Raw genomic sequence first — 25953 nt, forward strand, 5'->3', positions numbered from 1 at the left:
CGATGGCACTGTCCGAATGGTTGGCGAACGCGTTCCCGACGTCCACGGTCATGGTGATGTGCGGTGGCGCGGCGCTGGTCCTTGGTTTCGGCATCCTGGCGGTGTTGATGAAGACCGGTTGGGCTTGGGACATCGCGACCGATGTGCCGAATCATCGTTCGATGCACACTCGGCCAACGCCTCGGGTGGGGGGGCTCGGACTGATCCCGGCCTGTCTGATCGTGGGGGCCATGTCCGCTCCGACCTTTCGCTTGGCGGCCTTGATTGCGCTGGGCCTCGCCTTGGTATCGCAAATCGACGATCGGCGTGGTTTACCGGCCCGGGTGCGCTTTGCGGTGCATATGGCGAGCGCGGTCGTTTTCGTCTGCCTCACTTGGGCGATCGGGCCGCCGGGAACCGCGCTTACGGGCAGCGCGGTAGCAGGTTTCCTGACCAGCGGATGGGGTGTCACGGCGTTATTGATACTGTCGGTCATCACCTTCGTATGGTCCATGAATTTGTACAATTTCATGGATGGCCTGGATGGCCTGGCGGGAGGCATGGCCAGTGCCGGGTTCACCGTCTATGCGATCGTTGCTTTTTTTGCAATACGTGATGGTGCGAGTGCGGCGGGAGCACCCGCGTTGTACGATGCCTCAGTGCATCGCCTCTCGGCGGTGCGCGACGTCGCGATCGCCAGTAGCGCGGTGGCGGGGGCGGCTGTCGGATTTATGTTCTGGAATGCACCTCCTGCGAAATTGTTCCTCGGTGATGCCGGTTCCGTGCCACTGGGTTTTCTTGCCGCGTCCTTGGGTTGGCTAGGCTGGTCCTACGGAGCATGGCCGGCAGCGTTTCCGTTCATCGTCTTCGCGCCGTTCGCTTGCGATACGACTGTGACATTGCTTCGGCGGTTGGCTCGGGGTGAACGTTTCTGGGAGGCGCATCGTGAGCATTACTATCAACGGATGGCCCGGATGGGCTGGCCGCGCTGGCGAGTCTTACTGATTTCCTATGGCGCGATGCTGTTGACGGGAGGGGGGGCGATCATTTACGCAACGGCTCCCTCGGCAACAGCGCGTCCTACCGGGCATGTGTTTCCAATCGGAATAATCGCCGCCGTGCTGTGTTTTGCGGGCTTGGCCGGACTAGGTGTCTTCATCGATCGTCGATGGGGGCGTTACACGTCCGCCGTGGAAACGAACTGACGAAAGGCCGATGACTTAATACGCATGATAGACCCCAAAAATCACAATAACACCGCGTGGCGGACATTCGCTGCTTTCGTTTTTGATGCCGTCGCCGTTGCGGTCGTATGGGTCATTTCTTATCTATTGCGTTTCAATGGAGCGCTGCCCACTGAGTATGCGCGTCCGGTAGCGATGCAATTGCTGTGGATCGTACCGATATATGCCGTGTCGTTCAGGTTGTTCGGTCTTTATCGGGGCATGTGGCTGTTTGCCAGTCTGCCGGATTTGATCCGCATCGGGAAAGCCGTGATTGCTGGCGCAATCATCACGATGGTTGGCAGTGTCTTGGTGCAACCGGTACCACTGGTGCCCCGTTCAGTATTGATCGTTTCGCCCATTCTTCTGATGCTCATCTTGGGCGGGGCTCGGGCGTGCTATCGCGCCGGCAAAGAATTTTACCTGGATCGCGGCGCGCGGGGCGGCCACAGCGTCCGTCGTGGTAAGCCCGTGTTGATCCTCGGTGCAGGGCGTGCCGGCGCCGCGCTGACGCGCGAACTTGCGTATTCGCCCGAGTGGCGCCTGCTGGGACTTCTTGACGACGATGCAGCGAAAATTGGTCGTGAGATCTACGGGTATCGCGTGCTCGGACCGATCGATGCGCTGGATCGTTTGACCAGCGCCTCAGGCGCCGATCGTACGGCCACCCACGTCATTATCGCCATGCCGGGCGCAACAGCCGAGCAGAAACGCCGCGTCGCAGCGCTGTGTATGCGGTCGCCGGCTCGCGTGATGACTTTGCCGCAGTTAACCGAGACCGACGCAGAAGGCAACTTCTTGTCGCGCATCCGCAATATCGATCTAGAGGATCTGTTGGGGCGCGATGCAGTCTCTATCGATGCCAAACACGTTGGCGAGCTGTTGCATGACCGTGTCGTCATGGTCACCGGCGCCGGTGGTTCGATTGGTTCGGAACTCTGCCGTCAGATCACCCATTTTAAGCCGGCACAATTGGTTGCCTATGATCAATCGGAATTTTCGATTTATCGCCTCGGTGAAGAATTTCGCGATCGTCATCCTGAATTGCCGCTGGTGGAGGTGATCGGCGACGTCAAAGATGGTTTGCTACTTGAGAAGGTCATGAAGCGGTACCGGCCGTCGGTCGTATTCCACGCGGCGGCCTATAAGCATGTGCCATTGATGGAAAACGTCAATGCGTGGCAATCGGTCCGCAACAACGTTTACGGCACTTATCAGACTGCCATGGCAGCGAAACAGGCGGGGGTCGGACGCTTCGTACTGATTTCAACTGACAAGGCGGTTAACCCGACTAATGTCATGGGGGGCAGTAAGCGGCTAGCCGAAATGGTGTGCCAGTCATTGCAACAGCAGGCCGAACTGATGAACGCCGATTGCGTGGGGTGCTCAATGGCGCCAGCCGATGCGTCGCGGTCATCCGCCAACGGTGGTAGCGATGCCCCCCACCTGCAATTCGAAATCGTTCGCTTCGGTAACGTCCTCGGCAGTGCCGGCAGCGTTATCCCAAAATTCCAGGAGCAAATTGCCAAGGGCGGTCCGGTCACTGTCACGCATCCGGATATCACCCGTTTCTTCATGACGATTCCGGAAGCTTCACAGCTTGTGTTGCAAGCTTCCAGCATGGGTCGTGGAGGGGAGATTTTCGTACTTGATATGGGGCGTCCCATGCGTATTGTAGATCTGGCGCGCGACCTCATCCGGCTCTATGGCTTCACAGAAGAGCAGATCGGCATTTCCTATACCGGCTTGCGTCCGGGGGAAAAATTGTACGAGGAGTTGTTAGCGGACGAGGAGACCACGCGTCCCACGCACCATTCGAAGCTACTGATTGCCCGTACGCGCCCGGTACCAGATGAGTTCCTGCCCGCGGTCCTGAAATGGCTGACGGCCCCGCACGTGCCGGACGATGATCTGGTTCGTGCGCAGTTAGGGCAATGGGTGGAGGAATATTCCCCATCTTCGCATCACCCCCAAGTGCCCCTGGTCCACCCCGAGACCGTACGCGCGCATTGAGCCGTATTTCGGGATTCCGTTAAACTGTTTGACGACAAGCCCCTTAGCTATGTGCCGTTACCTTCCTCGTGATGTAAGCGAAAGACGGAATGGTGAACGAGAGGCAGCATCCAATTGAACCGATCACGGGATCCCCTATGACAGAAAAGCGCATTCTTCTCACCGGCGTCAACGGTCAGGTCGGCTTTGAGCTTGCGCTTAGCCTGCAGGGTCTGGGCACTGTTCTTACATTCGACCGGGCAGCCCTGACCTGTCGAATCCTGACAAAATTCGCGATGTGGTGCGAAGTGTCTCGCCGACGCTAATCGTGAATCCCGCCGCGTACACGGCCGTCGATAAAGCAGAAACAGAGCAAGAGGCCGCACAGGCGATCAATGTGAAGGCACCAGCCATTCTCGCGGAAGAAGCCAAACGCGCTGGAATCCCGCTAATCCACTATTCCACCGATTATGTCTATGACGGTGACAAAGACGGGGTCTACACGGAAGAAGACGCGACGACCCCTCAAAACGTCTACGGTGCTACTAAACTGGCCGGTGAGGAAGCGATTCGGGCAAGCGGTTGTCACCATGTGATTTTCCGTACCAGTTGGGTATACGGCGTCCATGGCGGCAACTTCGTTAAAACGATGATGCGGTTGGGCGCAGAACGGGAGTTCCTCCGCGTGGTCGGAGACCAATTTGGTGCGCCGACAGCGGCCCGAACCAATGCCGATATTACGGCCCACATCGTTGCGCAATCGCTCGCGGTTCACGATCCGGATGCCTGGTGACAAACGAAGACGGGAACGTATCACCTTAGCGGCGGCGGAGAGACGAACTGGGCTGATTATGCTCGAGAGATTTTCGCAATGAAGGATCTGAGCTGTTGCGTCGATGCGATCCCGGCTGCGGAGTATCCTACGCCGGCAAAAAATCCATCTAAATATCTGATTTTAAAAGATAAGTTGGCGTGCGCATTCGGTTTGCGTGCCGCCCCATGGCAGACGTCGTTGCGTCAGTGTGTCGAAAGTCTGTAATGTTGATATGGCCCGGCCCTCTAAGCACTGGCATTGGTCGTACCGCCACCCACGTGATCATCGCCACGCCGGGCGCAACGGCGGAGCAGAAGCGCTGCGTCGCGGCCCTCTGCATGCGCTCGCCGGCGCGGGTCATGACGCTTCCGCAACTGACCGAGACCGCGCCGGAAGGCAATTTCCTTTCCCGAGTCCGCAATATTGATCTTGAAGACTTGCTCGGCCGTGATGCGGTGTCGATCGATGCTGAACACGTTGGTGAAATGCTGCACGAACGTGTCGTGATGGTGACCGGTGCAGGTGGTTCGATCGGCTCGGAGCTCTGTCGCCAGATCGCGCAATTCACGCCGGCCCAATTGATCGCTTTCGATCAGTCCGAATTCTCGATTTATCGCCTCGCTGAAGAGTGTCGTGAGCAACATGCCGAATTTCCATTGGTTGAGGTCATTGGCGACGTCAAAGACGGGCTACTGCTCGAAAATGACGCGTTACCGCCCGTCGGTCGTGTTTCATGCCGCCGCGTATAAGCACGTGCTATTGATGGAGGACGTCAATGCCTGGCAGTCGGTCCGTAACAACGTCTATGGCACCTACCAGACGGCCATGGCCGCCACCCGAGCGGGCGTTGGCCGCTTTGTCCTTATTTCCACCGATAAGGCGGTGAATCCAACAAATGTGATGGGTGCAAGCAAGCGGCTGGCGCAGATGGTTTGTCAGGCTTTGCAGCAACGCGCAGCGCCAATGATGACCGAGCACGCGTCAGAGGATCTGATGCAAAACAATGCGCGGCCTGACCCGGAAAAATGAATATCGACCTTCGACGGCTTTGTCGCGGGACAATCCAGCGTTGACTGGGGCAGGACTGATATCAGCACCGCTGAAAAGGCGCAATCGAGCCCGCATCGTCGAGACTTATTCCAATTCGAAATTGTACGTTTCGGGAATGTACTTGGCAGTGCTGGTAGCGTTATTCCCAAATTCCAGGAGCAAATTGCAAAGGGTGGCCCGGTGACGGTGACACATCCTGATATCACGCGCTTTTTCATGACGATCCCGGAAGCCTCGCAACTGGTATTGCAGGCATCGAGCATGGGACGTGGCGGGGAGATTTTCGTACTGGACATGGGGCGGCCGATGGGGATCGTCGATCTGGCGCGCGACTTGATCCATTTATATGGCTTCACCGAGGAACAGATCGGTATTTCGTACACCGGTTTGCGCCCTGGTGAGAAGCTGTTTGAGGAGTTGTTGGCCGATGCGGAAACCACGCGTCCGACGCATCATGCGAAGCTGCTTATTGCCCGGCCGCGTGCCGTTCCCGATGACTTTCTGCCATCGCTTCTTGAATGGCTGACAGCTGCCCATGTGCCTGATGACGATGATGTACGCGCCCAACTTGGCAAATGGCTCGAGGAATATGTGCCTTCGACCCATGCCGTTCTGTCGCCTCCCGCGGTGCCGCAAGCCCACTGAGTTGGGAATAAAGATTCCGTTAAACTATGTTTAGGAAGGGCTGCGCCTGCCGGACGCCTCCGCTTGCACGCTGATACGGCGGTGGCAGTACAAGCGAACTACAGCGCGCTGCGTTTTATGAACCAATAACGGGGTCCTGCATGACAGAAAAGCGCATTTTACTTACTGGCGTTACTGGCCAGGTCGGCTTCGAACTGGCTCGCAGTCTTCAAGGATTAGGCGAGGTTATCGGTTTGGATCGTTCCGGCTTTGATTTATCAAACCCTGACAAGATGCGTGAGGTTATTCGAAGCCTCTCACCGTGGCTGATCGTCAATCCGGCCGCTTACACGGCAGTAGATAAAGCGGAAACCGAGCGCGATGCCGCGCAGGCAATCAACGCGGCCGCACCGGCAATCCTCGCGGAAGAAGCCAAGCGCGCCGGTATCCCGCTAATCCACTACTCGACCGACTACGTGTACGACGGCGAAAAAGATGGCATCTATACGGAAGACGACGCGACAAATCCGCAAAACGTCTACGGTGCGACCAAGCTTGCCGGGGAGGACGCAATCCGTTCGAGTGGCTGTCATCACGTGATTTTCCGTACCAGTTGGGTGTACGGCGTCCACGGCGGCAATTTCGTTAAAACGATGCTGCGACTTGGCGCGGAGCGGGAATTGCTGCGGGTGGTTGGCGATCAATATGGCGCGCCGACATCGGCGCGAACGATCGCCGACATCACCGCTCATATTGTCGCTCAATCACAAGTGATAGCGGATAACGCCGCGTGGTGGCAAGCGAAGTCAGGCACCTACCATCTTAGCGGCGGTGGTGAAACCAACTGGGCAGAGTATGCACGAGAGATTTTCACGATCAAGGAGTTGAACTGCCGCGTAGATGCGATCCCGGCATCGGAGTACCCCACTCCGGCGAAACGACCCGTCAACTCGCGGATCTCAAACGATAAGTTGGCGCGAACGTTTGGCTTGCGTACGCCCCCGTGGCAGATATCGCTGCGCCAATGTCTTGAAAGCATATGAGACGTGCTTAGCCAAGATCTGGCACCGTCAAATTCGGCTGCTAACGTCGCGTGGCATGTCGATTGTAGTAGCTGAGATCGTCGCTCGTGAGCAAGCGGGTCATATGTGGGCCGTGGTTGGGAAGGGCTGCCTCGGCCAAGCCTTCTTTTTTGCCAATGATGGGCTCGCTCGTTGTAAATGCGCCTGTCTTGGCGTCCGCGGCACTCGGCCAATGGTGGCTTATCAGGCTCAACCCATCGCATGCGTTACGAAAGTGAGGATGTGCCGTAAGCGTCCAGCGACGGCATCTTGCGAGATGCGTATTTACGTTGTCGGGCTGTTGATCAGCGTAAGCGTCGACCGAAGGCATCTTGTCAGCCGCGTATTTCATGTGGCTGGGTATCGATTGGCGGCAAGCCGGTAGTGCCCATTTAAAAATAAATGGGCACTTTAATAAGCCTTTTAAGCTTAGCGGGGTTTGCTGGAAGCGATGTTCCACGGCAGCAGATCTTCGATCTGGTTGACCGGGTGGTCGGCTATGCGCGTGAACACCTCGCGCAGATACGCTTCGGGCTCGATGCCGTTGAGTTTGGCCGTACCGATCAGGCTGTACATGGCAGCAGCCCTGTCGCCGCCGGACTCGGAACCAGCGAATAAAAAATTCTTGCGGCCCAATGCAACGGGGCGTTCATTGTGCACCTCCTTCTGAAACCTGGATAAACATTGGGATCTGGCCTTCGACATCGTTGCGACACGGGCGATACTTGCGCGCCAGTGCTGCGGTAACCGCTTCGCTGTGCAGATCGATCGTCCGAATCTGCCATGGGGCATCAGGCACGACCTGCTCGGCAGGCAGAATCCGATCGTTGATCAAACGCCGGATCATGTAGTGAGTGACACCAAGCTCCTTCGCTGCCTCAGACATCGTCAGCCAGTCGCCATCCTTATCTGCCGACTTGTAGGCGTGGATATCGCGGACATGCCGTACAGAGCTGACACGATGTGCGGTCCAGGTCTTGCCCTGTCCTGTGCGTATTCCCATGCGGTTCAGTGATGCAGCAATGTCCTCGTCGGACCATCGGGTTACCATGCTGCGAATAACCGCGAGCGCTTCGTCTGACGTACTGCAGCCATGCTCGCCAGTTCGCGGCCTGCGAATCCGTAGCCGGGAATGTTGACCGCCTTGCCAGTGGATCGTCAGAATGATTTCGCGTGTAGCCTCGTCGACGTCGGCAACGATATCGACGATGAGCGCGCGAACAAGCTGTTGACGTGTGCGCATGGCGACGCTCGGTGCATTCCACGCAGCATGAAGATCTTCGGCGAGCTTCGTAAAGTCAGGCAGGGGAGCCTGCGCCTTTGGTGCAGTCACCGTCTCCACGCGCGTCTGGCAGGCCTGTACACGACGTAATGCCGCTTCCCAGTTCTTCTCCAGCTGCGCGGCAATCAGGCGGTTCTCGGGATCACAGGCGGCGTAGCGCCGCTCAGCCAGCGTGGCCTCGTACTGGGCCTGCTGCAGTTCGAGTTCCACGATCTGTTGCTGCTCGTTCAGGGTATCCATGTGCATTTGCTCAGCCTGTTGTGCCGCTTCGATCGCCAATGGCTCCACGACGCGCAGAAGCTCCTTGCTGACAGTCGCATCGATACGGGAACCACCGAACCTCATACATCGCGCTGACGTGTCGAAGCGGTCACACCGGTACACGGCCTGCGGGATACGTCCAGCGTAGGCCACCGACAGGCGACGTCCACAGCGTGCGCAGGCAAGCAGGCCAGCGAGCAGCGCGCGGCCACCACGACCGGATTTTACGTCGCCCGCCTTGCCGTAAGCATTTGTCGCGAGCTTCTTCTGGTTGCGTTCAAACTCCGCCCAGTCGATGTAGCCTTCGTGGTGTTCCCGGAGCATGACGTCCCAGTTCTCAAACGGCTTGCGGTGCTTGTAGCTCTTGCGTGCCCGGCCTTCGACGATCGTCATCTGCTTGCCGCTCTTGCCATACGCGTAGACACCAGCATAGAACGGATTCTTGAGCACCGAAATCACGTTACGGTAGCGTATTGGAGTCCAGTCGACCCGCGTCAGCGTCCGGCCGTCAGAGGGGCGCGGGAAGTGGACCTGTTCAGCGTTCATCGACAGCAGAACCTGCCGCGCGCTGCCCAGTTGCCGGAAACGAGTAAAAATCAGGCGTATGACTTCCTGCAACCGTGCGTCTGGATCGAAACCCAGACCAACATCACGATGCCAGATATAGCCGACCGGCACGCTGATACGTAATTCACCACGGTGTGCCTTCTCTCGTTTGGCGTCGTGCATGCGCGTTCGAAGCACGTTGAGTTCGAATTCGCTGATGCTGCCCTTCATGCCAAGTAATAGCCGGTCATTTGCCCGGCAAGGATCGTACACACCGTCAAGGTCGATTACCCGCGCTTGAACGAGACCACAGAGCTCGAGCAGATGATGCCAGTCGCGTCCATTGCGGGCAAGGCGTGAGGCGTCCAGGCAAAGCACTGCGCCGACATCGCCTGCACACAATAACGCGACCAGACGATCAAAGCCCGGTCTCGCAACTGTGCCGCTCGCCGAGCGTCCCTGGTCGTCGTCGATGACTTCGACGTCGCGAAATCCATGTCGCTTTGCTTCCTGCACGAGGTCATACTGCCGGCGCCGGCTCTCGAGGTTCAGTTGGACCTGCGTTCGGCTGGACTGTCGGACATAAACTACCGCCTTGCGTTTAAGAAGATCTGCGGGCAAACGATCATCATTCGTCATCGTTACGCCCCTTCGCAGTCGGGATGCCCGCCGCCTGCATCAACAGGCATGCGAGATGCCTGAGCGTGTTTGCCCGTTGCACCGCGTTCATCCCCTGAAGCTCGACCGCGTCGAACATCAGGTTCATCTGGGGCGGCATCGACCGCGATAACTGTTGACCTGCTGGAACGACGTTTGGCAGATTGCCCATTGCGTTTCTCCCGGACGTTGGTGGAACCGTCCGGAGAGTTTCCCCGCAAATGCAGATCGACCAGCAATTGATGCAGATTATGCAGTGTCGCTACGGTAACTCTCGGTTCGCCGAGAACCATCGCTGAACAAATCGCGGCATCGAGCATCCATCCCGCGATCATCCTGATTACACCGGGGTCCGCCTCCACATGGACGACCTGACCTCCGCCGCGACGCTCGATGTCTTTAACCTTGACGCGACGCCCATACAGCGGATGCCAACGATAATGAATCTCGACTTCCTGCCCGATATGGGCAGAATGAACGGGAAATTGCCGCGGCACGCAACGCGCGTTCGACGGCGTTATTGTCAATTTCCGCACGGCCATCCTGGACGAATGTATTCAGCGCATCCCATCGATTGAGCGCGTACTGGATCGCACCGGCGAGCGCCGATTTGGTCGATAGCGTTGGGATCAGCGTGTCTAGCCAGGTTCGCATACTGTCGAGCAATGGTTTGCTGTGTTCGGTTCGTACTAGCAAACGCTTGTCCGGGGGCTCCCCCCTGATCTGCTCTTCAATTGCATACAGTGCCGCGATGCGGCGCACCGCTTCGCCTGCCGCCGGCGACGGATGCGACTTCGTGAGTTCGTAGAATTTGCGTCTGGCATGCGCCCAGCAGGCCGCCTGCGTTCGCGAGTCGCCATACAGCGCGTCATATCCTGCAAATCCGTCGGCGTGGATGATGCCGTTGAACTCGCCGAGGTGTCGTTGCGGATGTTCGCCGCGACGATCGGGCGTGAACGCCATCCATAATGCGGGGGCATTTGCCGAGCCCGCTGGGCGTTCGTCACGCACATACGCCCACAGCCGACCCGTGACAGTCTTGCCTTTGCCCGGTGCCAGCATCGGCACGGGCGTGTCATCAGCGTGCACGCACGGCCCCGCCATTACATATCGGCGCAGCGCCTCTACCAATGGGCGCAGCAGTCGTGTGACACCGCCGACCCATTCACTCAGCGTCGAGCGATCTAAGTCCAGTCCGTCACGTGCATAGATGTGCGACTGTCGGTACAGCGGCAGGTGATCGGCATATTTGCCGATCATGACGTGTGCGAGCAAACCGGGACCGGCTAACCCTCGGGCAATGGGTCGTGACGGCGCGCTCGCTTGAACGAGTGTCTGACAGCATGCGCAACTGAATTTGGGGCGCATGTGTCGAATGGCACGCCAGCTCCCGGGCACGTACTCGAGCTGCTCGGCGACATCCTCACCGATTGGTTTGCCATTCGCTATTACGCATGCGCATTCCATCGTTACCGTATCCACGTTTAGCAAAAATCGAATAGCGCAGTATTTCGGCATTGATCCCGCTCGGATTGTCATAGCGCCACCTGCGGTCGACAGGCAGTGCTATAGACCGATGTCACTTGAAGACAGCCGCCGCATTCGCGAGTCGTGCGGGGTGCACACCGATGATTTCGTGCTATCGGTTGGGAATCTGGAGCCGCGCAAAAACCATGCGAACGTTATCCGCGCCTTTGCGGCCTTGCCGGTGGAAGTAACGCGGAAGCTTTCTCTCGTCATCATCGGCGCGGATGGTTGGCAAAGCGATGACATCCAGGTCGCCATTGCACGTGCCACGGCCAAAGGCGTCCGCATTCTGCGGCCCACGCGTTTCGTCGCGGACAACGAAATGGCGGCATTCTACAGCGCGGCTCGCTTCCTGGCGTTCTTGCCGTTATATGAAGGTTTTGGCATGCCACCTCTCGAGGCTTATGCCTGCGGGACCCCGGTTCTGGCTAGCCGAGTTGCATCGGTACCTGAAGCGGCGGGAGAGTGCGCAGTCTACGTCGACGATCCGCTCTGTCAATCCGAGATTCGCGAGCGAATGCTCGACATGCTGACATTGGGTCAATCTCGTTCTCCCGCGTTGGCGCATCAGATGACGCGTCATCTGTCACGCTTCTGCTGGCAGCGGAGCGCGGCAGTGACTATAAATGCATTGACCGGCACAATGATCGAAGCGTGATGCCGGAGGGTGTATAGGGATGCGCGCGTCAGACGTTCCCCGACGCCTTCCGTTTCCTGAAAATCAGCCATTTTGGCGATTTAAACCGCACGATACTGACGTACAGCCAGACGTAGACCAGCGCGAACACCACGACGAACGCGAACAGGACGCTGGTGCCGCGCCAGAATAGCGTGGCGGGAATCACTGCCAACAGGCATAGCATCCAGAGGTAGGGCGACGTCAGCGAATTGCGTTGCGTAAGCTCGCGCGCGGTCTGTGCCCCGACGACCCAGCGCATCAATCGCTTGTAGACCAGCATATGCAGATGTACGCCGTCGGGAATACCGGGTGAGATCCCGCGCACGAAACGTTTGCGATAGATCGAGAAGCAGACCTCGAAGATGGGATACATCGCCAGCAGCACGGGATACCACGGTGAGACGGCGGGATTGCGCATCACCAGCAAAACCGCCAATTCGCCCAGGATGAAACCAAGGAAATACGCACCGCCGTCCCCCAGGAAGATCAGGCCCGCCGGATAATTCCACAGGAAGAACCCCAGGATCGCGCCCATCATGATGAGCGAGCCGGAGAGCACAACCGGGTCACCCACCTGGAACGCCACATAGGCGAGGGAGACGAACATCATAAACGCGACCATCGAGGCCAGACCGTTGAAGCCATCGATGATATTGATCGCGTTTGCAAGACCGGCGACGGCAATCACCGTCAGCGGCACGCCGATCAGCGCGATGCCGAACCAAGGATCGAGCCAACTGACATCCACGTGCGTGATCCGCACGCCCATCAGCCACCAACATAGCAACGCCGAGAGCATTGTCGCGGTCAACCGGATCATTGGCGTGACCCGCTTGGTCAGGTCTTCCATCAACCCCGACGCAAACGCCGGCAGCCCGCATGCCGCCATCATGAGCAAACTGTCGGCAACGCCTGGAAACCGGGTGAAATAAAGTTGCAAGGCGGCCAGGACCAGGCCGAGAAAAATGCCCACGCCGCCGATACGCGGAACCGGTTGCGCATGAAATTTCTGTACACCGTTCAAGTCACGATCCGCCGAAAGCTCGGCGTGAAGATGGGCGTAACGGACGATCAACAACGTGATCAACAGCGAAATAAAAAAGCCTAGAGCAAGACTGATCATGACACAGAGGGTGAGGGAAGCGGTGCCGGCGCCCGTGACGGCACCGGCACGAGCAGGGCGTCAGGCTTGGGCGTCCGCGTATCCGTGGGGATTCTGCGATTGCCATCGCCATTGGTCCACGCACATACGGGCGAGATCGTATTGTGCCCGCCAGCCTATCAGTTCGGCGGCTTTTGTGGGATCGGCGTAACAGGCGGCAATATCTCCCGGACGGCGCGCGACGATTTCATAGGGCACCGCCCGACCCGACGCGGTCTCGAACGCCCGTATTGCATCCAGCACGCTATAGCCCTTGCCGGTCCCCAGATTGACGGTGAAGCTCTCGTCCAGCTTGACCAAAGCATCCAGGGCCGCCAGGTGACCACGCGCCAGATCGACCACATGAATATAGTCACGCACGCCGGTGCCGTCATGGGTGTCATAGTCGCCGCCGAAAACGCGCAGTTTGGCGAGACGGCCAACCGCCACCTGAGCGACGTAGGGCATCAGGTTATTAGGAATGCCCGCCGGATCTTCGCCAATCAGGCCTGTGTGATGTGCTCCCACGGGATTGAAATAGCGCAGCGTGGCAATACGCCACGTGTTATCCGAGACCAGCAGGTCGCGCAACACCTGTTCGGCGATCAGTTTCGACTGACCATACGGGTTCGTGGCTGACAACGGGAAGCTTTCGTCGATGGGTACCGACGCCGGGTCGCCGTAGACGGTGGCGGACGAACTGAAAACGAAGTGCTTGACCTTGTGTCGTTCCATTACTTCCAGAACGACGAGCAGGCCTTCCAGGTTGTTCCGATAGTAAGCCAGTGGCTTCTGGACTGATTCGCCCACGGCTTTCAGCGCCGCGAAATGGATAACGCCGGTGATCGGCGTACGCGTGAAGATGTCGTCGAGCAGCGCGGCATCGCGCGCATCGCCTTCAACGAACGACACCGGCCGGCCTGTGATCTGTTCGATGCGTCTGACGGCCTCGCGTTTGCTATTGACGAGGTTGTCGACGATGACGACATCATAGCCGGCACCCATCAACTCGACGCACGTATGCGCGCCGATATAGCCCGCACCGCCTGTGACGAGGATGCGGCCTTTCGATGCGGCGCCTTGTGCCGAACCGCTGTCAGGTGCGCCGCGATCCGATGCTGTCTGCGCAAGGATGTTCATGTGTCGCTCTCCAACGAAAAAGTACGTCCCGTGATGTCCGATAGCGTGCGTTGGTATTGCCGTAGGACCACACGCTCGTCGAATTCCCGTTCGGCCTTGTCCCGTGCGGCACGCTCGACCTCGCGCCGACGCTCCGGGGACCATGTCAATACCATCCGCATCGCATTCGCCAGCGCATCGGCATTACGGACCTCACACAGTATGCCATTGACTTGATCCTCGACCACCTCGACGCATCCCGGCACCCGAGTGGCGATCGCGATGCGGCCCATCGCGGCGGCCTCCATCAGCGTGCGCGGAACGCCCTCCCGATACGACGGCAAGACGATACAGTCGGCCTGGGCGATGGCCGGTCGAACGTCATGCGCCTCGCCCAGGTAGGTCACCACGCCTTCATCGACCCACGCACGCACATCACTAGGTGAGATGGCAGAAGGGTTCTCGACGCCCACCGGTCCCAGCAATTGCCACTCGACCGACGGAAATTCGTGACGCAGTCGTCTGGCCGCCTCGACAAATTCGCCCACGCCTTTGTCCCATAACAAACGACCGATGAACAGGAAACGGAAGGGTGCGCGCCCGGCGGCGTCCGAGGGGGCCGCCGAGTCGGTGGCGTTGGATGCTGGCGGCGTCAGGGAAAAATGGTTGAGGTTAACGCCTTCCCCTCGAAGCAGACGTGCTCGTTCCGGGTGCGCGAGCAACTTGCCATCGAGGAACGCGCCGCGGTCGTCGGGGTTTAAAAACCAGACTTCTTTTGGGAAGCGGAAAGCGATTCGATACAGGGCGCGGGCCACGCGGGCAGCCGGGGTGTCATGCAGAAATACATAGCCCAGACCGGTGGTCACGGCAACGGAGGGTACCCGCGCGATAGCGGCGGCCAGCGTGCCGTAGATATTGGGCTTGATCGTGTAGTGAAAGACGACGTCCGGTCGTAGGTGCCGATAGTGTTCCAGCAATTGCAGCAGGGTTGCCCCGTCCTGGCGTGGTTTGGTCCCTTTCGACGCCATGCGCAGATGCAGGCACTCGCAACCCATGGATTGCAGCATTGCGAATGTGCGATCCTCCGGCGCGATGATCGTGACGCGCGCCCCTTGGTTGCATAGCGTTTGCAGGAGTCCGTGCCGATAATTGTAGATCGACCAGGCGGTATTCGAGACTAGGCAAACATGCAGTTGCCCGGTGTTTTTGGCCGGCGCGCCGTTGTCGGCGAGGCGCCGCGCGTCAGTTGCCGGGGCATGGCGGCGGTTCAATACCCTGCGCTTGATCCGTTGCAGCACGGGATAGGGGATGACGCGATGCGCCAGGTGCTTGACGACCCCGAGCCAGAAATAGGGATTGCGGCCTTGCGCGGGAGTGAATTCGCGCCGGAACAGTCGCAGGGTCGAGTCGATCTGGCGTTGGCGGCGCGTCGCGCTGATCCCACGCTCGTTGATCTCGTAACGCAAGCCGACATCGGGCAGGTTTGCGCAATCATGATGGCGAAGGATACGCAGGAACAAATCGAGATCTTCGGCGGCTGGATATGCCGTGTCATATCCGCCGGCTTCGGCCAGCGCGCTGGCGCGAAGGGTCATTGCCGGATGAATGAAGCAGTTTCGCGCGAAGCATTGACGCCGTATTGCCGCGGGGTCCAGCGGTGGCCTTAGCGTGTAAAGCAATACGCCCTCGCGATTGACGACGTCTACGGCCATGCCGATGGCACCGACGTTTGGATGGGCAAGGAGGTGGTCCAATTGTTTTGTGCGCGCGCCAGGCAGCGGTATGTCGCCGGCGTCGATGCGCGCGATGAAGCGTTGCGTCAGATCGGGCATCCGATTGGATGCCGCGTAGTCCTCATGCGTGACATCCGCGCCCCGGTTTGCCCTGTCGGCCTGGTCGGGGAGTTCGTCCGAAGGAGCAGGGTTGCCAAGCCCGACCGTATCAGACAATAGTGCGCGCGTCCCCGCGGCCAAAGCGCGTTCGATACCGCCGTTGGGCGAGAGACGCAGAATCTCCACGCGGACGTTTGTCGCCAGTTGCGCGGATGGTGGCGCTTCGAACGGTGGGGTACTGCCGTCGTCGACGACCAGCACCCGGATAGACGCGAGCGCTGGCTCGTCGAGCGCCGCCAGTGTTCGCCAGGCATCGTCTTGCGCGTTGAAAACCGGCATCAGCACATCGAGCTGAGGGGGGCGAGGCAAGTCGGTCATCGTGTATCCGTTGTATGGCCGTCGTCGGTGGGACGGCCAGCGTGCAGTGGCGGGTGCGGGGCTCCCTTGTCCGCATGGTCGCCGTGATCCGTGCCATGCCGCCGCTCGGCGTGCCGTATCGTTCGGATCATGTACCCGGCAAACAGCAGGTCAGCGATCAGTGCGGCAAGATAGCCCACCGCCAGGCCGGCGAGCGCGCCATAGCCGCCGTAGCTTGGCACCAGCGCAAGATCAACGGCGAAGCCCAGCGCCACGGCAACCAGCCATTTGCCCAGCACCAGCCTGCGTGCCTGGAACTTCAGCGCCACTAGATTGGCGATGGCTTCCAGGCCGGCCAGCACGCCGATCCAGCTTGCCCACGTCAGATAGCTGGCCGCCGCGTCGAAGCCGGGGCCGAAGACGATCCGCACGATCCAGGGCGCGGCGGCGGACAGCAGCAAGGCGCCGGCGCTCATGGCCAGCAGCGTCAATCCCAACAAGCGCCAAAGGTTGCGCTGCAGCGCGGCTGCGGTATCGACGCGGTAGATAAACGCCGGCCCGACCGTCTGCGCCAGCATCAAGGCGACGGTGACCCAGTTTTCGGTTAACTGCTGCGAGGCGGCGTAGCGCCCAAGGGTGGCGTAATCGGCATAGTGCTGCAGCACCAGCCGATCGAGTTTCATGAACAGATACATGCAGACAAGGCCGACCCAGAACACCGCGCCGCTGCGCAGATAGACACGCACCAGCCCCCGATCGACATGCCATCGTGCGGCGGCATGGCTGTATGCACGCTGCTGCGCATCTGGTGCGGATGCACCGCCTCCAGATGCCTCCCGACGCCAGAACACGCGGTAGTAGCAGACGAGCCCGGCGGCGATAAGCGCCGATTCCGCCGCCCAAAGCCAACCCAGTGCGCCGGCGGGGATCGCCATTCTGATCAATAGCACCAGCACCCCGGCTTTTCCGACAGCCGCGCCGAGACTGAGCACCAACGCGGGTTTCGAATAGGTGCGCGCTTGCAGCCAGGTGGAGATCACGCCGAAGGGCTCGCGGAACAACATCGTCGCGGCCAGCCCTGCAAGCATCGCCGCGACGTGCGGATCAACGGCGATGGAGGCAACCGGGGGCGCGAGGACGCACCAGGCCAATACGATCCAGACCAGCAGCAAGGCCGCCGCCGAGACACTGAACCGCAACGCGAACGCGCTGCCGAGAATGGCGCCGAGTGAACGGGCCGCGGTATCGTCCACGGCGTGGCGCCATGCCGTGCCGCCTTCCGACTGTGGCCCACCTGTCGCTTTTGTCGACGCGGCAGGATGCAAGGCCGACACGATGGCGGGAACAAGGATTTCCGCGCCACATATCCAGGTGATCGGCGCCAGTACCGTCAGCAGTGTGTTCGCGTACTGCCATTTACCAAACAGGTCCGCTCCCAGATAGCGCGCCAGCATCCCCGAAACGATGATCGCGACGCCCAACTGGGTGGCGCGCTCCGCGGCCAGCCAGAACAGATTGCGGGCGGCCGCGCGCACGTGGCTCGGACGCGGGCGCTCGCCGTCGTTGTCCGGCATCGGGCCCGTTGCTTGGTGAGGCAGCTTCAATGGCATCCTTCGTTGCCGCCGTTCCTGGCATGGCGTGGGGCGGAATGGGCGATTTTGCCTGACTGTGACGGGCCCGTCAGGCTTCGCATAGAATAAGAAACGCCCGGTCGCCTCACGCGGCGGCAAGCTGTAACAAATCAATACAGGTCACGGACGTTCCACGATCCGCGATTATATTGAAAGAGTAAGGTGAAAGTGCAGCCGCAGGCTGCGCGTGGTGTCGCGCTACCGATGACATTTCAAATAAAGGTGAAAGCAAGCAATGATCTCCCAGACGATTTTCAAGGCATATGACATTCGCGGTGTAATCGGCAAAACGCTGGACGCGGACGTTGCCCGTCAGATCGGCAAGGCTTTCGGCAGCGACGTGCGCGCCCAGGGTGGCAGCGCGGTCGTGATCGGTCGGGATGGCCGTCTGTCGGGCCCCGAACTGTCGGCGGCGTTGGCGGAAGGTCTGCAATCCGCGGGCGTCGACGTCGTTGACATCGGGATGGTGCCCACACCGGTCGGCTATTTCGCCACCAATGTGCCGTTGAAGTTGAAAGGCGGTCCGCGTAATGTCGATTCGTGCATTGTCGTGACCGGCAGCCATAATCCTCCTGACTACAATGGTTTCAAGATGGTGCTGCGCGGCCAGGCGATCTATGGCGATGCGATCCAGGGACTCTATCAGCGCATCGTGGACGAGCGCTTCGAAAGCGGCGCTGGCACGTTGGAAAGCTATGACATCACCGACGAATACATCGAGCGCATTGTCAGCGACATCAAGCCGGCGCGCGGGATGAAGCTGGTGCTCGACGCGGGTAACGGCGTGGCGGGAGCGATCGCACCGAAGCTGTTCAAGGCGTTGGGCGCGGAGATCAAGCCGTTGTTCTGCGATGTCGACGGCACGTTTCCGAACCATCACCCAGACCCTGCCCATCCGGAAAACCTGCAAGACGTGATTGCCGCGCTGGAAACCACGGACATGGAAATCGGCTTTGCCTTCGACGGTGACGGCGATCGGCTGGGCGTGGTGACCAAGGATGGCCAGATTATCTATCCGGATCGTCAGATGATGCTGTTTGCCGAGGAGATCCTGTCGCGCGTGCCGGGTGGCCAGATCATTTATGACGTCAAGTGCACGCGCAACCTGGCGAAGTGGGTACGCAAGAATGGCGGGGACCCGCTGATGTGGAAGACGGGCCATTCGCTGGTCAAGGCGAAGCTGAAGGAAACCGGTGCGCCGTTGGCAGGCGAAATGAGTGGTCACGTGTTCTTCAAGGACCGGTGGTATGGCTTCGACGATGGCCTTTACACCGGCGCGCGCATGCTGGAAATCCTGTCTCGCGTCAGTGATCCGAGCAAGCTGCTGAACGATTTGCCGAATTCGTTGAGCACACCGGAACTTCAGATCAAGCTGGAAGAAGGCGAGAATGTGGCGCTCATCGACAAGCTGCGGCAGAACGCCAAGTTCACCGGTGCGGACGACGTCATCACGATCGATGGCCTGCGTGTGGAATATCCCGACGGTTTTGGCTTGGCCCGGTCCTCGAACACGACGCCGGTCGTCGTGCTGCGTTTCGAAGCGGACAGCGAAGAAGCGCTGAAGCGGATTCAGGAGGATTTCCGCCGGGTGATCACGGCCGAACGCGCCGACATCAATCTGCCGTTCTGATGCCGCCGCGCCTGCGGTGCCGCGTCATCGGCGGGCTGCACGAAAAAATCCCGCTCCGGCGATGCCGCAGGCAGTAGAATCTACGTTTTCTCGGAAGTCCGCGCGCGTCTCGTAAAAACGAGGCGCTGCCTGGCTTCCCGCCGTCTTTTTTGTGTGTTCCGCTCGCATGACCAATCCGCATCGCCCTCGACCGAAGATTGCCATCGTCAGGGTGTCATCCCTGGGTGATGTCGTGCATAACATGCCGGTCGTCGCTGATATCCTGCGTTATCGTCCCGATGCCGACATCGATTGGATCGTCGAAGAATCGTTCACTGATCTGGTCCAGCTCGTTACCGGCGTGCGGCGCGTGATTCCCGTGGCCTTGCGCCGTTGGCGGCATGCACCGCTATCTTCCGTGACGCGACAGCAATACGGGATGTTCAAACGCGCCTTCCGCGAAGAACGTTACGACGTCATCATCGATTGCCAAGGTCTGATAAAGACCGCGTGGATCGCATCGCGCGGCAGAGGGCCGGTCGTGGGGTTAGGCAATCGGACGGATGGCGCCGGCTATGAATGGCCGGCGCGCTACTTCTACAAGCGATCGATAGCGATCGAACGTCGCACGCATGTGGTCGAGCGCTCGCGCCAGTTGGTGGCCGCGGCGCTGGACATGCCCGCCCCGACGGATGATGCCTCGGACGTCGATTTCGGCCTGGACCAGCACAAGGGTGCCTTGGCGCTGGCGCGGCTCGGATTGAATCTGCCCGTGCCCTATGTCGTTTTTGTTCATGCGAGCTCACGCAAAGACAAGCAGTGGCCGGAAACCGAATGGATCGCGCTGGGTGAAGCATTGGCCCGTCGAGGCGCGTCGCTGGTACTCCCGTGGGGCAACGAAGAAGAAAAGGCCTGCAGCGAGCGGATCGCCAGTCACTTCGGCGATGCCGCACTGGTACCCCCGAAACTGGCGCTGGACGCCGTGGTGGGCTTGCTCGACGGAGCGGCGGCGGTCGTCGGCGTGGACACTGGGCTTATTCATATCGCCGCGGCACTGCGTCGACCGACCGTTGAACTGTATAACTTCTCTACTGCCTGGCGCACGGGAGGGTATTGGTCGACCAACGTGGTCGAAATCGGTGCCGCCAATCGTCCGCCGCATCTCAGCGATGTGAAGCAGGCGCTCAGCCGATTTGGATTGCTGTAAGCACTCCCTCGGCTCCAGCGCGGGTAGGGCGAGTTCGTGGCCCGCGTTATCGTATTCCGCATCCGGGACAGTCATAAAATCTGGCACGAAGCCGGTGCATTGGTCGAGCGGTGCGTAATCGGCTATCCTGCTGCCTGATATCGGTACGGTTTATTCGACATTCCAGGCAGCAGCATGAGCGTTTCACAAATCATCACCCTTGAAGGCGATTGGCACGCCAACGGTCTCTCCGCACCACGCGCCGATGTGGTGGCCGCGTTGGAACGGGGGCGTGTCTTGTATTTTCCGCATTTGGCATTTGACCTGGATGCGGAAGAGCGGCGCTTGCTTGATCCGACGATTGCCGATCCCAAACGCAAAAATATCAGTCTGTCGCCCGATGGCGGGAAACTGGCGGGTGTCCTCGGTGACGAAGAGAGGCAGGCGCGGGTACGGGGGATGATCGCCCGGTATCAGCAATTGGCGCGTGGCTTGATCAGCGGTTTGTTGCCTGAATATGATGGCCAGCTGCGCGCGGCGCCGACGAGCTTGCGGCTGCATCGTGTCGAGACGCGGCAGACGTCATGGCGTGCCGATGACAGCCGCCTGCATGTGGATGCGTTTCCATCGCGGCCGAATCATGGCGAGCGCATCCTGCGCGTATTTGCCAATATCAACCCTGCTGGCGAGCCGCGCGTCTGGCGCGTGGGGGAGTCCTTCGACGATGTGGCGAAGGCCTTTGTCCCGCGTATTCCACGTCAAACGCCGGGGAGTGCCTGGCTTTTGCAGACGTTGGGTATTACGAAATCCCGTCGTACGCCGTACGATCATCTGATGCTCGGTTTGCATGACGCGATGAAGGCGGATCAGCAATATCAGCAGCATTGTCCGCAGGAAGAAATGCGTTTCCCGCCGGGCTGTATCTGGATTTGTTTTTCCGATCAAACGTCCCACGCGGTGATGTCGGGACAGTTCATGATGGAACAAACGTTTTTCTTGCCGGCCGCCTCGATGGTCGAACCGGCATGTGCCCCGCTGGGCGTGCTTGAACGTTTGACCGGCAAGGTCCTCGTATGACGGTTGACGCATCCGCGCAACCGTCCCGATCCATCCGCCTTCCGTCGAGGAGAAATGCCTGATGCCAACACCATCTGTTCGTTTGCTGAGAGAAATGTACCGCCTGCTTTGGTGGATCGCGGCGCCGGTTGCCGTTTGCCGCTTGGTGTGGCGTTCCCGGCGCGAGCCCGGATACATCCGGCATATCGGTGAGCGATTCGGGTTTGTGCCTCGACGGCAAAGCGCGGCACCGTTGATCTGGGTGCATGCGGTCTCGGTAGGTGAAACGCGTGCGAGTCAGCCCCTGGTCGACGCATTGCGTCAGGCACATCCGGATGCGGAATTGCTGGTGACGTGCATGACGCCCGCCGGTCGCGCGACCAGCGTGACGGTGTTTGGCGATCGTGTGGCGCGATGCTACCTGCCATACGACATGCGTGGCGCGGTGCGGCGTTTTCTGGCGCGTCAACGTCCGGCCTTGGGCGTCGTGATGGAGACCGAGGTGTGGCCGACGTTGATCGACGAGTGCGCGCACGCCGGTGTGCCGTTGGTAATGGTCAATGGCCGAATGTCGGAGAAGTCGTTCCGGCGCGCGCAGCGTTTTGGCGCGGCGGCGCGCAGCGTGTTCGCCGGCTTGAGTGCCGTGCTCGCGCAGACCGAAGCGGATGCGCATCGACTCGAGGAACTGGGCGCGCGGCGTACCGCGGTGTTAGGCAATCTCAAATTCGACGTACCATGCGATACCGCATTGATCGATGCGGGGGCGCGCTGGCGCCTTGCGATTGGCGACCGGCCGGTGTGGGTGGCCGCGAGCACGCGCGAAGGCGAGGAGGCCCTTGTGCTCGATGCCTTCGCGCGCCAGCGTGAAGCGGCGCGGGCGTGGCGCGAGGCGAGTGGCGTCGTGGGGGAGGCTTCCGCGCAATCGCAATCGGTACGAAGGGGGTTGCCGAAACAGTCGGTGCAGGCGGCCCGCCTTGCCACGCCCCCCCAAACGGCGCGTGTGGAGGACGTGATCGAGGCGGGTGTCGAACCGGTTGGTGTCACGTCGGCGGCGCCGGTAGCGGTGGCGCAGGCGGCCGTATTGGAAGGCGGGAATGCACAGGCCAGCGAGGAGGACATTCCCGCGGTGACCGCGAAGCCGTTCAAGGCTGTCGATGCGGGAGCGTTCGATGAGCGGACCGATGCGGAGCGAGCATTATTGATTCTGGTGCCGCGCCATCCGCAGCGCTTCAACGAGGTGTCTGCGCTCGTGGCCAGCCGCTATAAGACGGTGCGCCGCTCCGAGTGGGCCGAGGCGGCACCCTCGCGGGCGCCGCGCGACGTCTTGCCGGAGGATGTCGACGTGCTGATTGGCGACTCGATGGGAGAACTGCCAGCGTATTACGGGGCGTCGGATCTGGCGTTCATTGGCGGTAGTCTGGTGCCAACGGGTGGTCAGAACCTGATCGAGGCGGCGGCGGCTGGCACGCCTGTGCTGCTCGGGCCGCATACGTATAACTTTACGCAAGCCAGCGCGAATGCGATTGGCGTGGGTGCGGCCATGCGCGTGGCAACGCCCGATGCGCTTGGAGACGCCGTGGCATCATTGCTGCGCGATCACAGCCGTCGCCAGGCGATGGGACTTGCCGCAAAACAGTTCGCTGAAAAAGATCGCGGCGCGACGGCGCGAACGGTGGCGTTCCTGGCCGAATTCTTACGACCGGCTTAGGAGCCGGGCGCTTCAGCGCCATAAGCAAAGGCCCGGAAGGCGCTAGACAGAATAGGTACTGTCTAGCGCCTTCCGGGCCTTTTTCTTCATCTGGAGCGGGCGATGGGAATCGAACCCACGGCTCTAGCTTGGGAAGCTAGGGTATTACCATTATACGACGCCCGCGAAGCCTGACATCATAAACGCGACTGGCCGCGTAGGCAAGTCACAAAACCGTGCCCGTCTGTAGTCGCTGATGACGCGGCGTCCGGCGGCACACCACCCGCCAAGGGGACAGGGCCTCGCACTCCCATCACGCGGGAGAAACCTTATCCCTTTGACGGCTTCGACAGATAAAACCGTACCGTCGGCGCGCCTGCCAGTAGTGGCGGCGAGGCTTCGGCAAACACCTTGTAATGCGGCTGGGTTTTGTGTGTCTCAAACGCCGCGCGGTCGCGATACACCTCATGGAACGTCACGCGGTTTTGGTCGTCCTCGGATACAAGAACATCGAAAGCGAAACAGCCTTCCTCATTCGACACCGAACCTTCCGCGTCGCCGGCGCCAACTTTCAGAAATGCCTCGCGCGCACCCGGCTTGACCGTGAATTCGGCAATCACGACGAATACCGATGCGGCGTCGGCGGAGGAGGGATGGGACGGGGATGCAGTCATGCAGGCTCCTGATTAGGTGGGGCGCGCTGTTGCCGCGTGAGACAACCACATTGCCGTGGCGCACGTCTGATATCGTCAGCAACGCAACGATACGGTCAGTCTAGCGCTTTTAGCCTACGCGAGCGGCCTTCGCTGCCTTCAGCACCGTCCATTCGACCAGCACCGATGTATCGCTATCCATGCTGCTGACCCACAACTGGTCGTCCTGACGGTTCAACGCCAGGCGCATGCCGCGTGCGGCAAGGCCCGCCAATGCTGCCGGGACGTCATCGTGCAGTTTCCAGACTTCAAGCTTGTCCAATCGGGAGACCTTGTTTTCATTCTGCTGCCACCATACATCCGCTGCCCGCCCACCATGCGCGACCACCAGCGCCAAGTCCGCCCGTGCCGCGGCACGGCTCATCCGCCGCTCGTCCGGTTGACCGATATCCACCCATTTCTCGATATGTCCGGTCAAGTCCTTTTGCCACAGATCTGGTTCATCTGCATCGCTTAATCCTTTCGTGAAGCTCAACGATTCAGACGCCAGCAGGCCGAAGACGATCAATCGCACCATCATGCGTTCGTCATTCTCGGAAGGGTGTTTTGCAATCGTCAGCGCATGGTCGCCATAGTACGGGCGGTCCATGTCGGCGATCACCAGTTCCGCTTTATGGATGGTGGCTTTCAATGCCATGGCGGGAAGGACCGGGTGGGCCGCAAAAAGTCGTGGAGGCCGCATCATAGCGCACTAAGCGCCACGGCCCGATGGAACCCATGCCCGAAAGCGAACCAAGCACGCTTGCATCGCGCTTCCGGCGGAAATCAGGGCTTACCGATCGACGATCGGGAGATACACCGGGTTCAGTACGTCGGCAGGCTCGGATCGACGGTCCGGGCATACGCGTCCATGCCGCCTTGGAGGTTGTGCAAGCGTGTGAAACCGCGTGAGCCGAGGAACATGGCAACTTGCGCGCTCCGGCCCCCGTGGTGACAGATACAGACGATCTCCGCTTCCGGATCAAGTTCATCGATCCGTACCGGAATCTGGTTCATGGGTATGGCGACGATGTTCGGTAGCGCCACCGTCTGGATTTCCCACGGTTCGCGCACGTCGAGCAGAACCGGCGCGGGACGGGATGCGTCGGCCAGACGTTCGGCCAGGGCGGCCGGGGCGAGTTGTTCCATCGATTTTATCCGTATGGGCCAGCATGTATGCCAGCCGCGTGCATTCCAATGTGCTGCCGTCGAAAAAAGCATGCTATTTGAGCGCGAACGGCAGCAGGCGAGTCAGGCAAGGTCAGAACTTGAAGCGCGGCGGTTGCTGCGCGTTTTCCAACGGTGCGACGTAGGTCTCGAAGAGTTCGACGATGCGGAACTCGGTTTCACTGAGTCGCGTCACGATCTGTGCCTTCATCACCGGCGCTTCGCCGACAAAAGCCGACAAGCGACCGCCTACCTTCACCTGTTCGAGCAAACCTTGCGGCAAAATCGGCAAGCCGCCGGAGACCACAATCACGTCGTACGGTGCGGCGGCCGGCCAGCCGCGCGCCGCGTCGCCCACCACCACTTCGACATTCGACACGGCATTTGACACGAGATTCTGCTGCGCGAACGCCGCAATGTCCTCGTATAGCTCGACGGTAATGACCCGCTGCGCCCGCGCCGCCAACAATGCGGCCATGTAACCGGAACCGGCACCAATTTCAAGGACCTGCTCGTGCTTTCGCACCGCCAGTTCCTGCAGGATACGCGCTTCGATCTTGGGTGACAGCATATGCTGGCCGTGCGGCAGCGGCACTTCCAGATCGGCGAACGCCTGATTGCGATACATTTCAGGTACGAAATTCTCGCGTTTGATCACGGAAAGCAGGTCGAGTACGTCCAGATTCAGCACCTCCCACGGCCGGATCTGCTGCTCGATCATGTTGAAACGCGCTTTTTCGAAGTTCATCTCGTCGCCCACCCAAGTTGCCTACCATCTGGT

18 protein-coding genes, 1 tRNA gene and 6 pseudogenes are annotated in these 25953 nt (G+C 60.1%); 11 read left to right on the plus strand and 14 right to left on the minus strand.

The annotated features are described in order from the left end of the window. The first annotated feature begins 2 nt into the window (after window positions 1-2). From SJQ66_RS19525 to rfbD (SJQ66_RS19550), 6 genes and pseudogenes are all read left to right on the plus strand, one after another. Entirely contained in the window at window positions 3-1184 is a 1182-nt protein-coding gene (locus SJQ66_RS19525) for an MraY family glycosyltransferase (protein WP_320535203.1), read from the plus strand. Between the two features lie 24 nt (window positions 1185-1208). Continuing rightward, on the plus strand, window positions 1209-3215 hold the full coding sequence (locus tag SJQ66_RS19530; RefSeq protein WP_320535204.1) for a polysaccharide biosynthesis protein: 2007 nt from the start codon (window positions 1209-1211) through the stop codon (window positions 3213-3215). Between the two features lie 137 nt (window positions 3216-3352). After that, window positions 3353-4233 (plus strand): annotated as a pseudogene (gene rfbD, locus SJQ66_RS19535) (dTDP-4-dehydrorhamnose reductase). Window positions 4234-4277: 44 nt separating this feature from the next. Then, window positions 4278-4968 (plus strand): annotated as a pseudogene (locus SJQ66_RS19540) (polysaccharide biosynthesis protein); the annotation flags it as partial. 180 nt (window positions 4969-5148) lie between these two features. Further along, a pseudogene (locus SJQ66_RS19545) lies at window positions 5149-5703 on the plus strand (polysaccharide biosynthesis protein); the annotation flags it as partial. Between the two features lie 140 nt (window positions 5704-5843). After that, window positions 5844-6725, plus strand: coding sequence for a dTDP-4-dehydrorhamnose reductase (gene rfbD / locus SJQ66_RS19550; protein ID WP_320535205.1), 882 nt, complete (start codon window positions 5844-5846; stop codon window positions 6723-6725). A gap of 447 nt (window positions 6726-7172) precedes the next feature. Here the strand turns inward: rfbD (SJQ66_RS19550) and SJQ66_RS19555 are convergent. From SJQ66_RS19555 to tnpC, 4 genes and pseudogenes are all read right to left on the minus strand, one after another. Further along, window positions 7173-7391: pseudogene (locus SJQ66_RS19555) on the minus strand (transposase domain-containing protein); the annotation flags it as partial. 1 nt (window position 7392) lies between these two features. Beyond that, complete coding sequence (locus SJQ66_RS19560) at window positions 7393-9471, minus strand: recombinase family protein (RefSeq protein WP_320533729.1); 2079 nt, start codon at window positions 9469-9471, stop codon at window positions 7393-7395. Then, window positions 9461-9661 (minus strand): hypothetical protein, encoded by a 201-nt coding sequence (locus SJQ66_RS19565; RefSeq protein WP_320533730.1) that lies wholly within the window; start codon window positions 9659-9661, stop codon window positions 9461-9463. Before SJQ66_RS19565 ends, SJQ66_RS19560 begins: the two co-directional genes overlap by 11 nt. Window positions 9662-9966: 305 nt before the next feature. Then, window positions 9967-10950: pseudogene (tnpC, locus tag SJQ66_RS19570) on the minus strand (IS66 family transposase); the annotation flags it as partial. A 115-nt stretch (window positions 10951-11065) separates the two neighbouring features. Here tnpC and SJQ66_RS19575 point away from each other — a divergent pair. Then, on the plus strand, window positions 11066-11674 hold the full coding sequence (locus SJQ66_RS19575; RefSeq protein WP_320535206.1) for a glycosyltransferase family 4 protein: 609 nt from the start codon (window positions 11066-11068) through the stop codon (window positions 11672-11674). Between the two features lie 28 nt (window positions 11675-11702). Here SJQ66_RS19575 and SJQ66_RS19580 read toward each other — a convergent pair whose 3' ends face one another. The 5 genes and pseudogenes from SJQ66_RS19580 to SJQ66_RS19600 form a co-directional block, all read right to left on the minus strand. Beyond that, a complete protein-coding gene (locus SJQ66_RS19580) occupies window positions 11703-12818 on the minus strand; it encodes an MraY family glycosyltransferase (RefSeq protein WP_176025936.1) in 1116 nt (371 codons plus the stop codon). A gap of 60 nt (window positions 12819-12878) precedes the next feature. After that, window positions 12879-13976, minus strand: a complete 1098-nt coding sequence (gene galE / locus SJQ66_RS19585; RefSeq protein WP_320535207.1) for a UDP-glucose 4-epimerase GalE — start codon at window positions 13974-13976, stop codon at window positions 12879-12881. Then, window positions 13973-15148, minus strand: coding sequence for a glycosyltransferase family 4 protein (locus SJQ66_RS19590; RefSeq protein WP_046152767.1), 1176 nt, complete (start codon window positions 15146-15148; stop codon window positions 13973-13975). Before SJQ66_RS19590 ends, galE begins: the two co-directional genes overlap by 4 nt. 801 nt (window positions 15149-15949) lie before the next feature. Beyond that, a pseudogene (locus SJQ66_RS19595) lies at window positions 15950-16165 on the minus strand (glycosyltransferase family 2 protein); the annotation flags it as partial. Next, window positions 16162-17718, minus strand: coding sequence for a lipopolysaccharide biosynthesis protein (locus tag SJQ66_RS19600; RefSeq protein WP_024902026.1), 1557 nt, complete (start codon window positions 17716-17718; stop codon window positions 16162-16164). The pseudogene SJQ66_RS19595 and the gene SJQ66_RS19600, both read right to left, overlap by 4 nt. A gap of 292 nt (window positions 17719-18010) precedes the next feature. On the opposite strand from SJQ66_RS19600, the gene SJQ66_RS19605 reads away from it, so the two are divergent. The 4 genes from SJQ66_RS19605 to SJQ66_RS19620 all read left to right on the plus strand — a co-directional run bounded on the left by SJQ66_RS19605 (window position 18011) and on the right by SJQ66_RS19620 (window position 23334). Further along, complete coding sequence (locus SJQ66_RS19605; protein ID WP_320535208.1) at window positions 18011-19405, plus strand: phosphomannomutase/phosphoglucomutase; 1395 nt, start codon at window positions 18011-18013, stop codon at window positions 19403-19405. A 166-nt stretch (window positions 19406-19571) separates the two neighbouring features. Next, window positions 19572-20591, plus strand: coding sequence for a lipopolysaccharide heptosyltransferase I (gene waaC, locus SJQ66_RS19610; RefSeq protein WP_024902028.1), 1020 nt, complete (start codon window positions 19572-19574; stop codon window positions 20589-20591). A 174-nt stretch (window positions 20592-20765) separates the two neighbouring features. After that, a complete protein-coding gene (locus SJQ66_RS19615) occupies window positions 20766-21647 on the plus strand; it encodes a Kdo hydroxylase KdoO (protein WP_024902029.1) in 882 nt (293 codons plus the stop codon). Window positions 21648-21729: 82 nt separating this feature from the next. Then, complete coding sequence (locus SJQ66_RS19620) at window positions 21730-23334, plus strand: 3-deoxy-D-manno-octulosonic acid transferase (RefSeq protein WP_320535353.1); 1605 nt, start codon at window positions 21730-21732, stop codon at window positions 23332-23334. Between the two features lie 91 nt (window positions 23335-23425). On the opposite strand, the gene SJQ66_RS19625 is transcribed toward SJQ66_RS19620, so the two are convergent. The 5 genes from SJQ66_RS19625 to SJQ66_RS19645 form a co-directional block, all read right to left on the minus strand. Then, window positions 23426-23499 (minus strand) — tRNA-Gly (locus tag SJQ66_RS19625). 143 nt (window positions 23500-23642) lie between these two features. Then, window positions 23643-23987 carry a putative quinol monooxygenase gene (locus SJQ66_RS19630; protein ID WP_320535209.1) on the minus strand — a complete coding sequence of 115 codons (345 nt, stop codon included), beginning with the start codon at window positions 23985-23987 and terminating at the stop codon, window positions 23643-23645. 109 nt (window positions 23988-24096) lie between these two features. Continuing rightward, the gene (locus tag SJQ66_RS19635; protein ID WP_024902031.1) at window positions 24097-24663 is read right to left on the minus strand and encodes a YaeQ family protein; all 567 of its coding nucleotides are present in this window, start codon (window positions 24661-24663) and stop codon (window positions 24097-24099) included. Between the two features lie 167 nt (window positions 24664-24830). After that, window positions 24831-25154, minus strand: coding sequence for a rhodanese-like domain-containing protein (locus tag SJQ66_RS19640; RefSeq protein ID WP_024902032.1), 324 nt, complete (start codon window positions 25152-25154; stop codon window positions 24831-24833). Between the two features lie 112 nt (window positions 25155-25266). Next, a complete protein-coding gene (locus SJQ66_RS19645; protein ID WP_024902033.1) occupies window positions 25267-25920 on the minus strand; it encodes a protein-L-isoaspartate O-methyltransferase family protein in 654 nt (217 codons plus the stop codon). Between the last annotated feature and the right edge of the window lie 33 nt (window positions 25921-25953).

The organism is Robbsia andropogonis (assembly GCF_034047095.1).
Taxonomy (GTDB): domain Bacteria; phylum Pseudomonadota; class Gammaproteobacteria; order Burkholderiales; family Burkholderiaceae; genus Robbsia; species Robbsia andropogonis.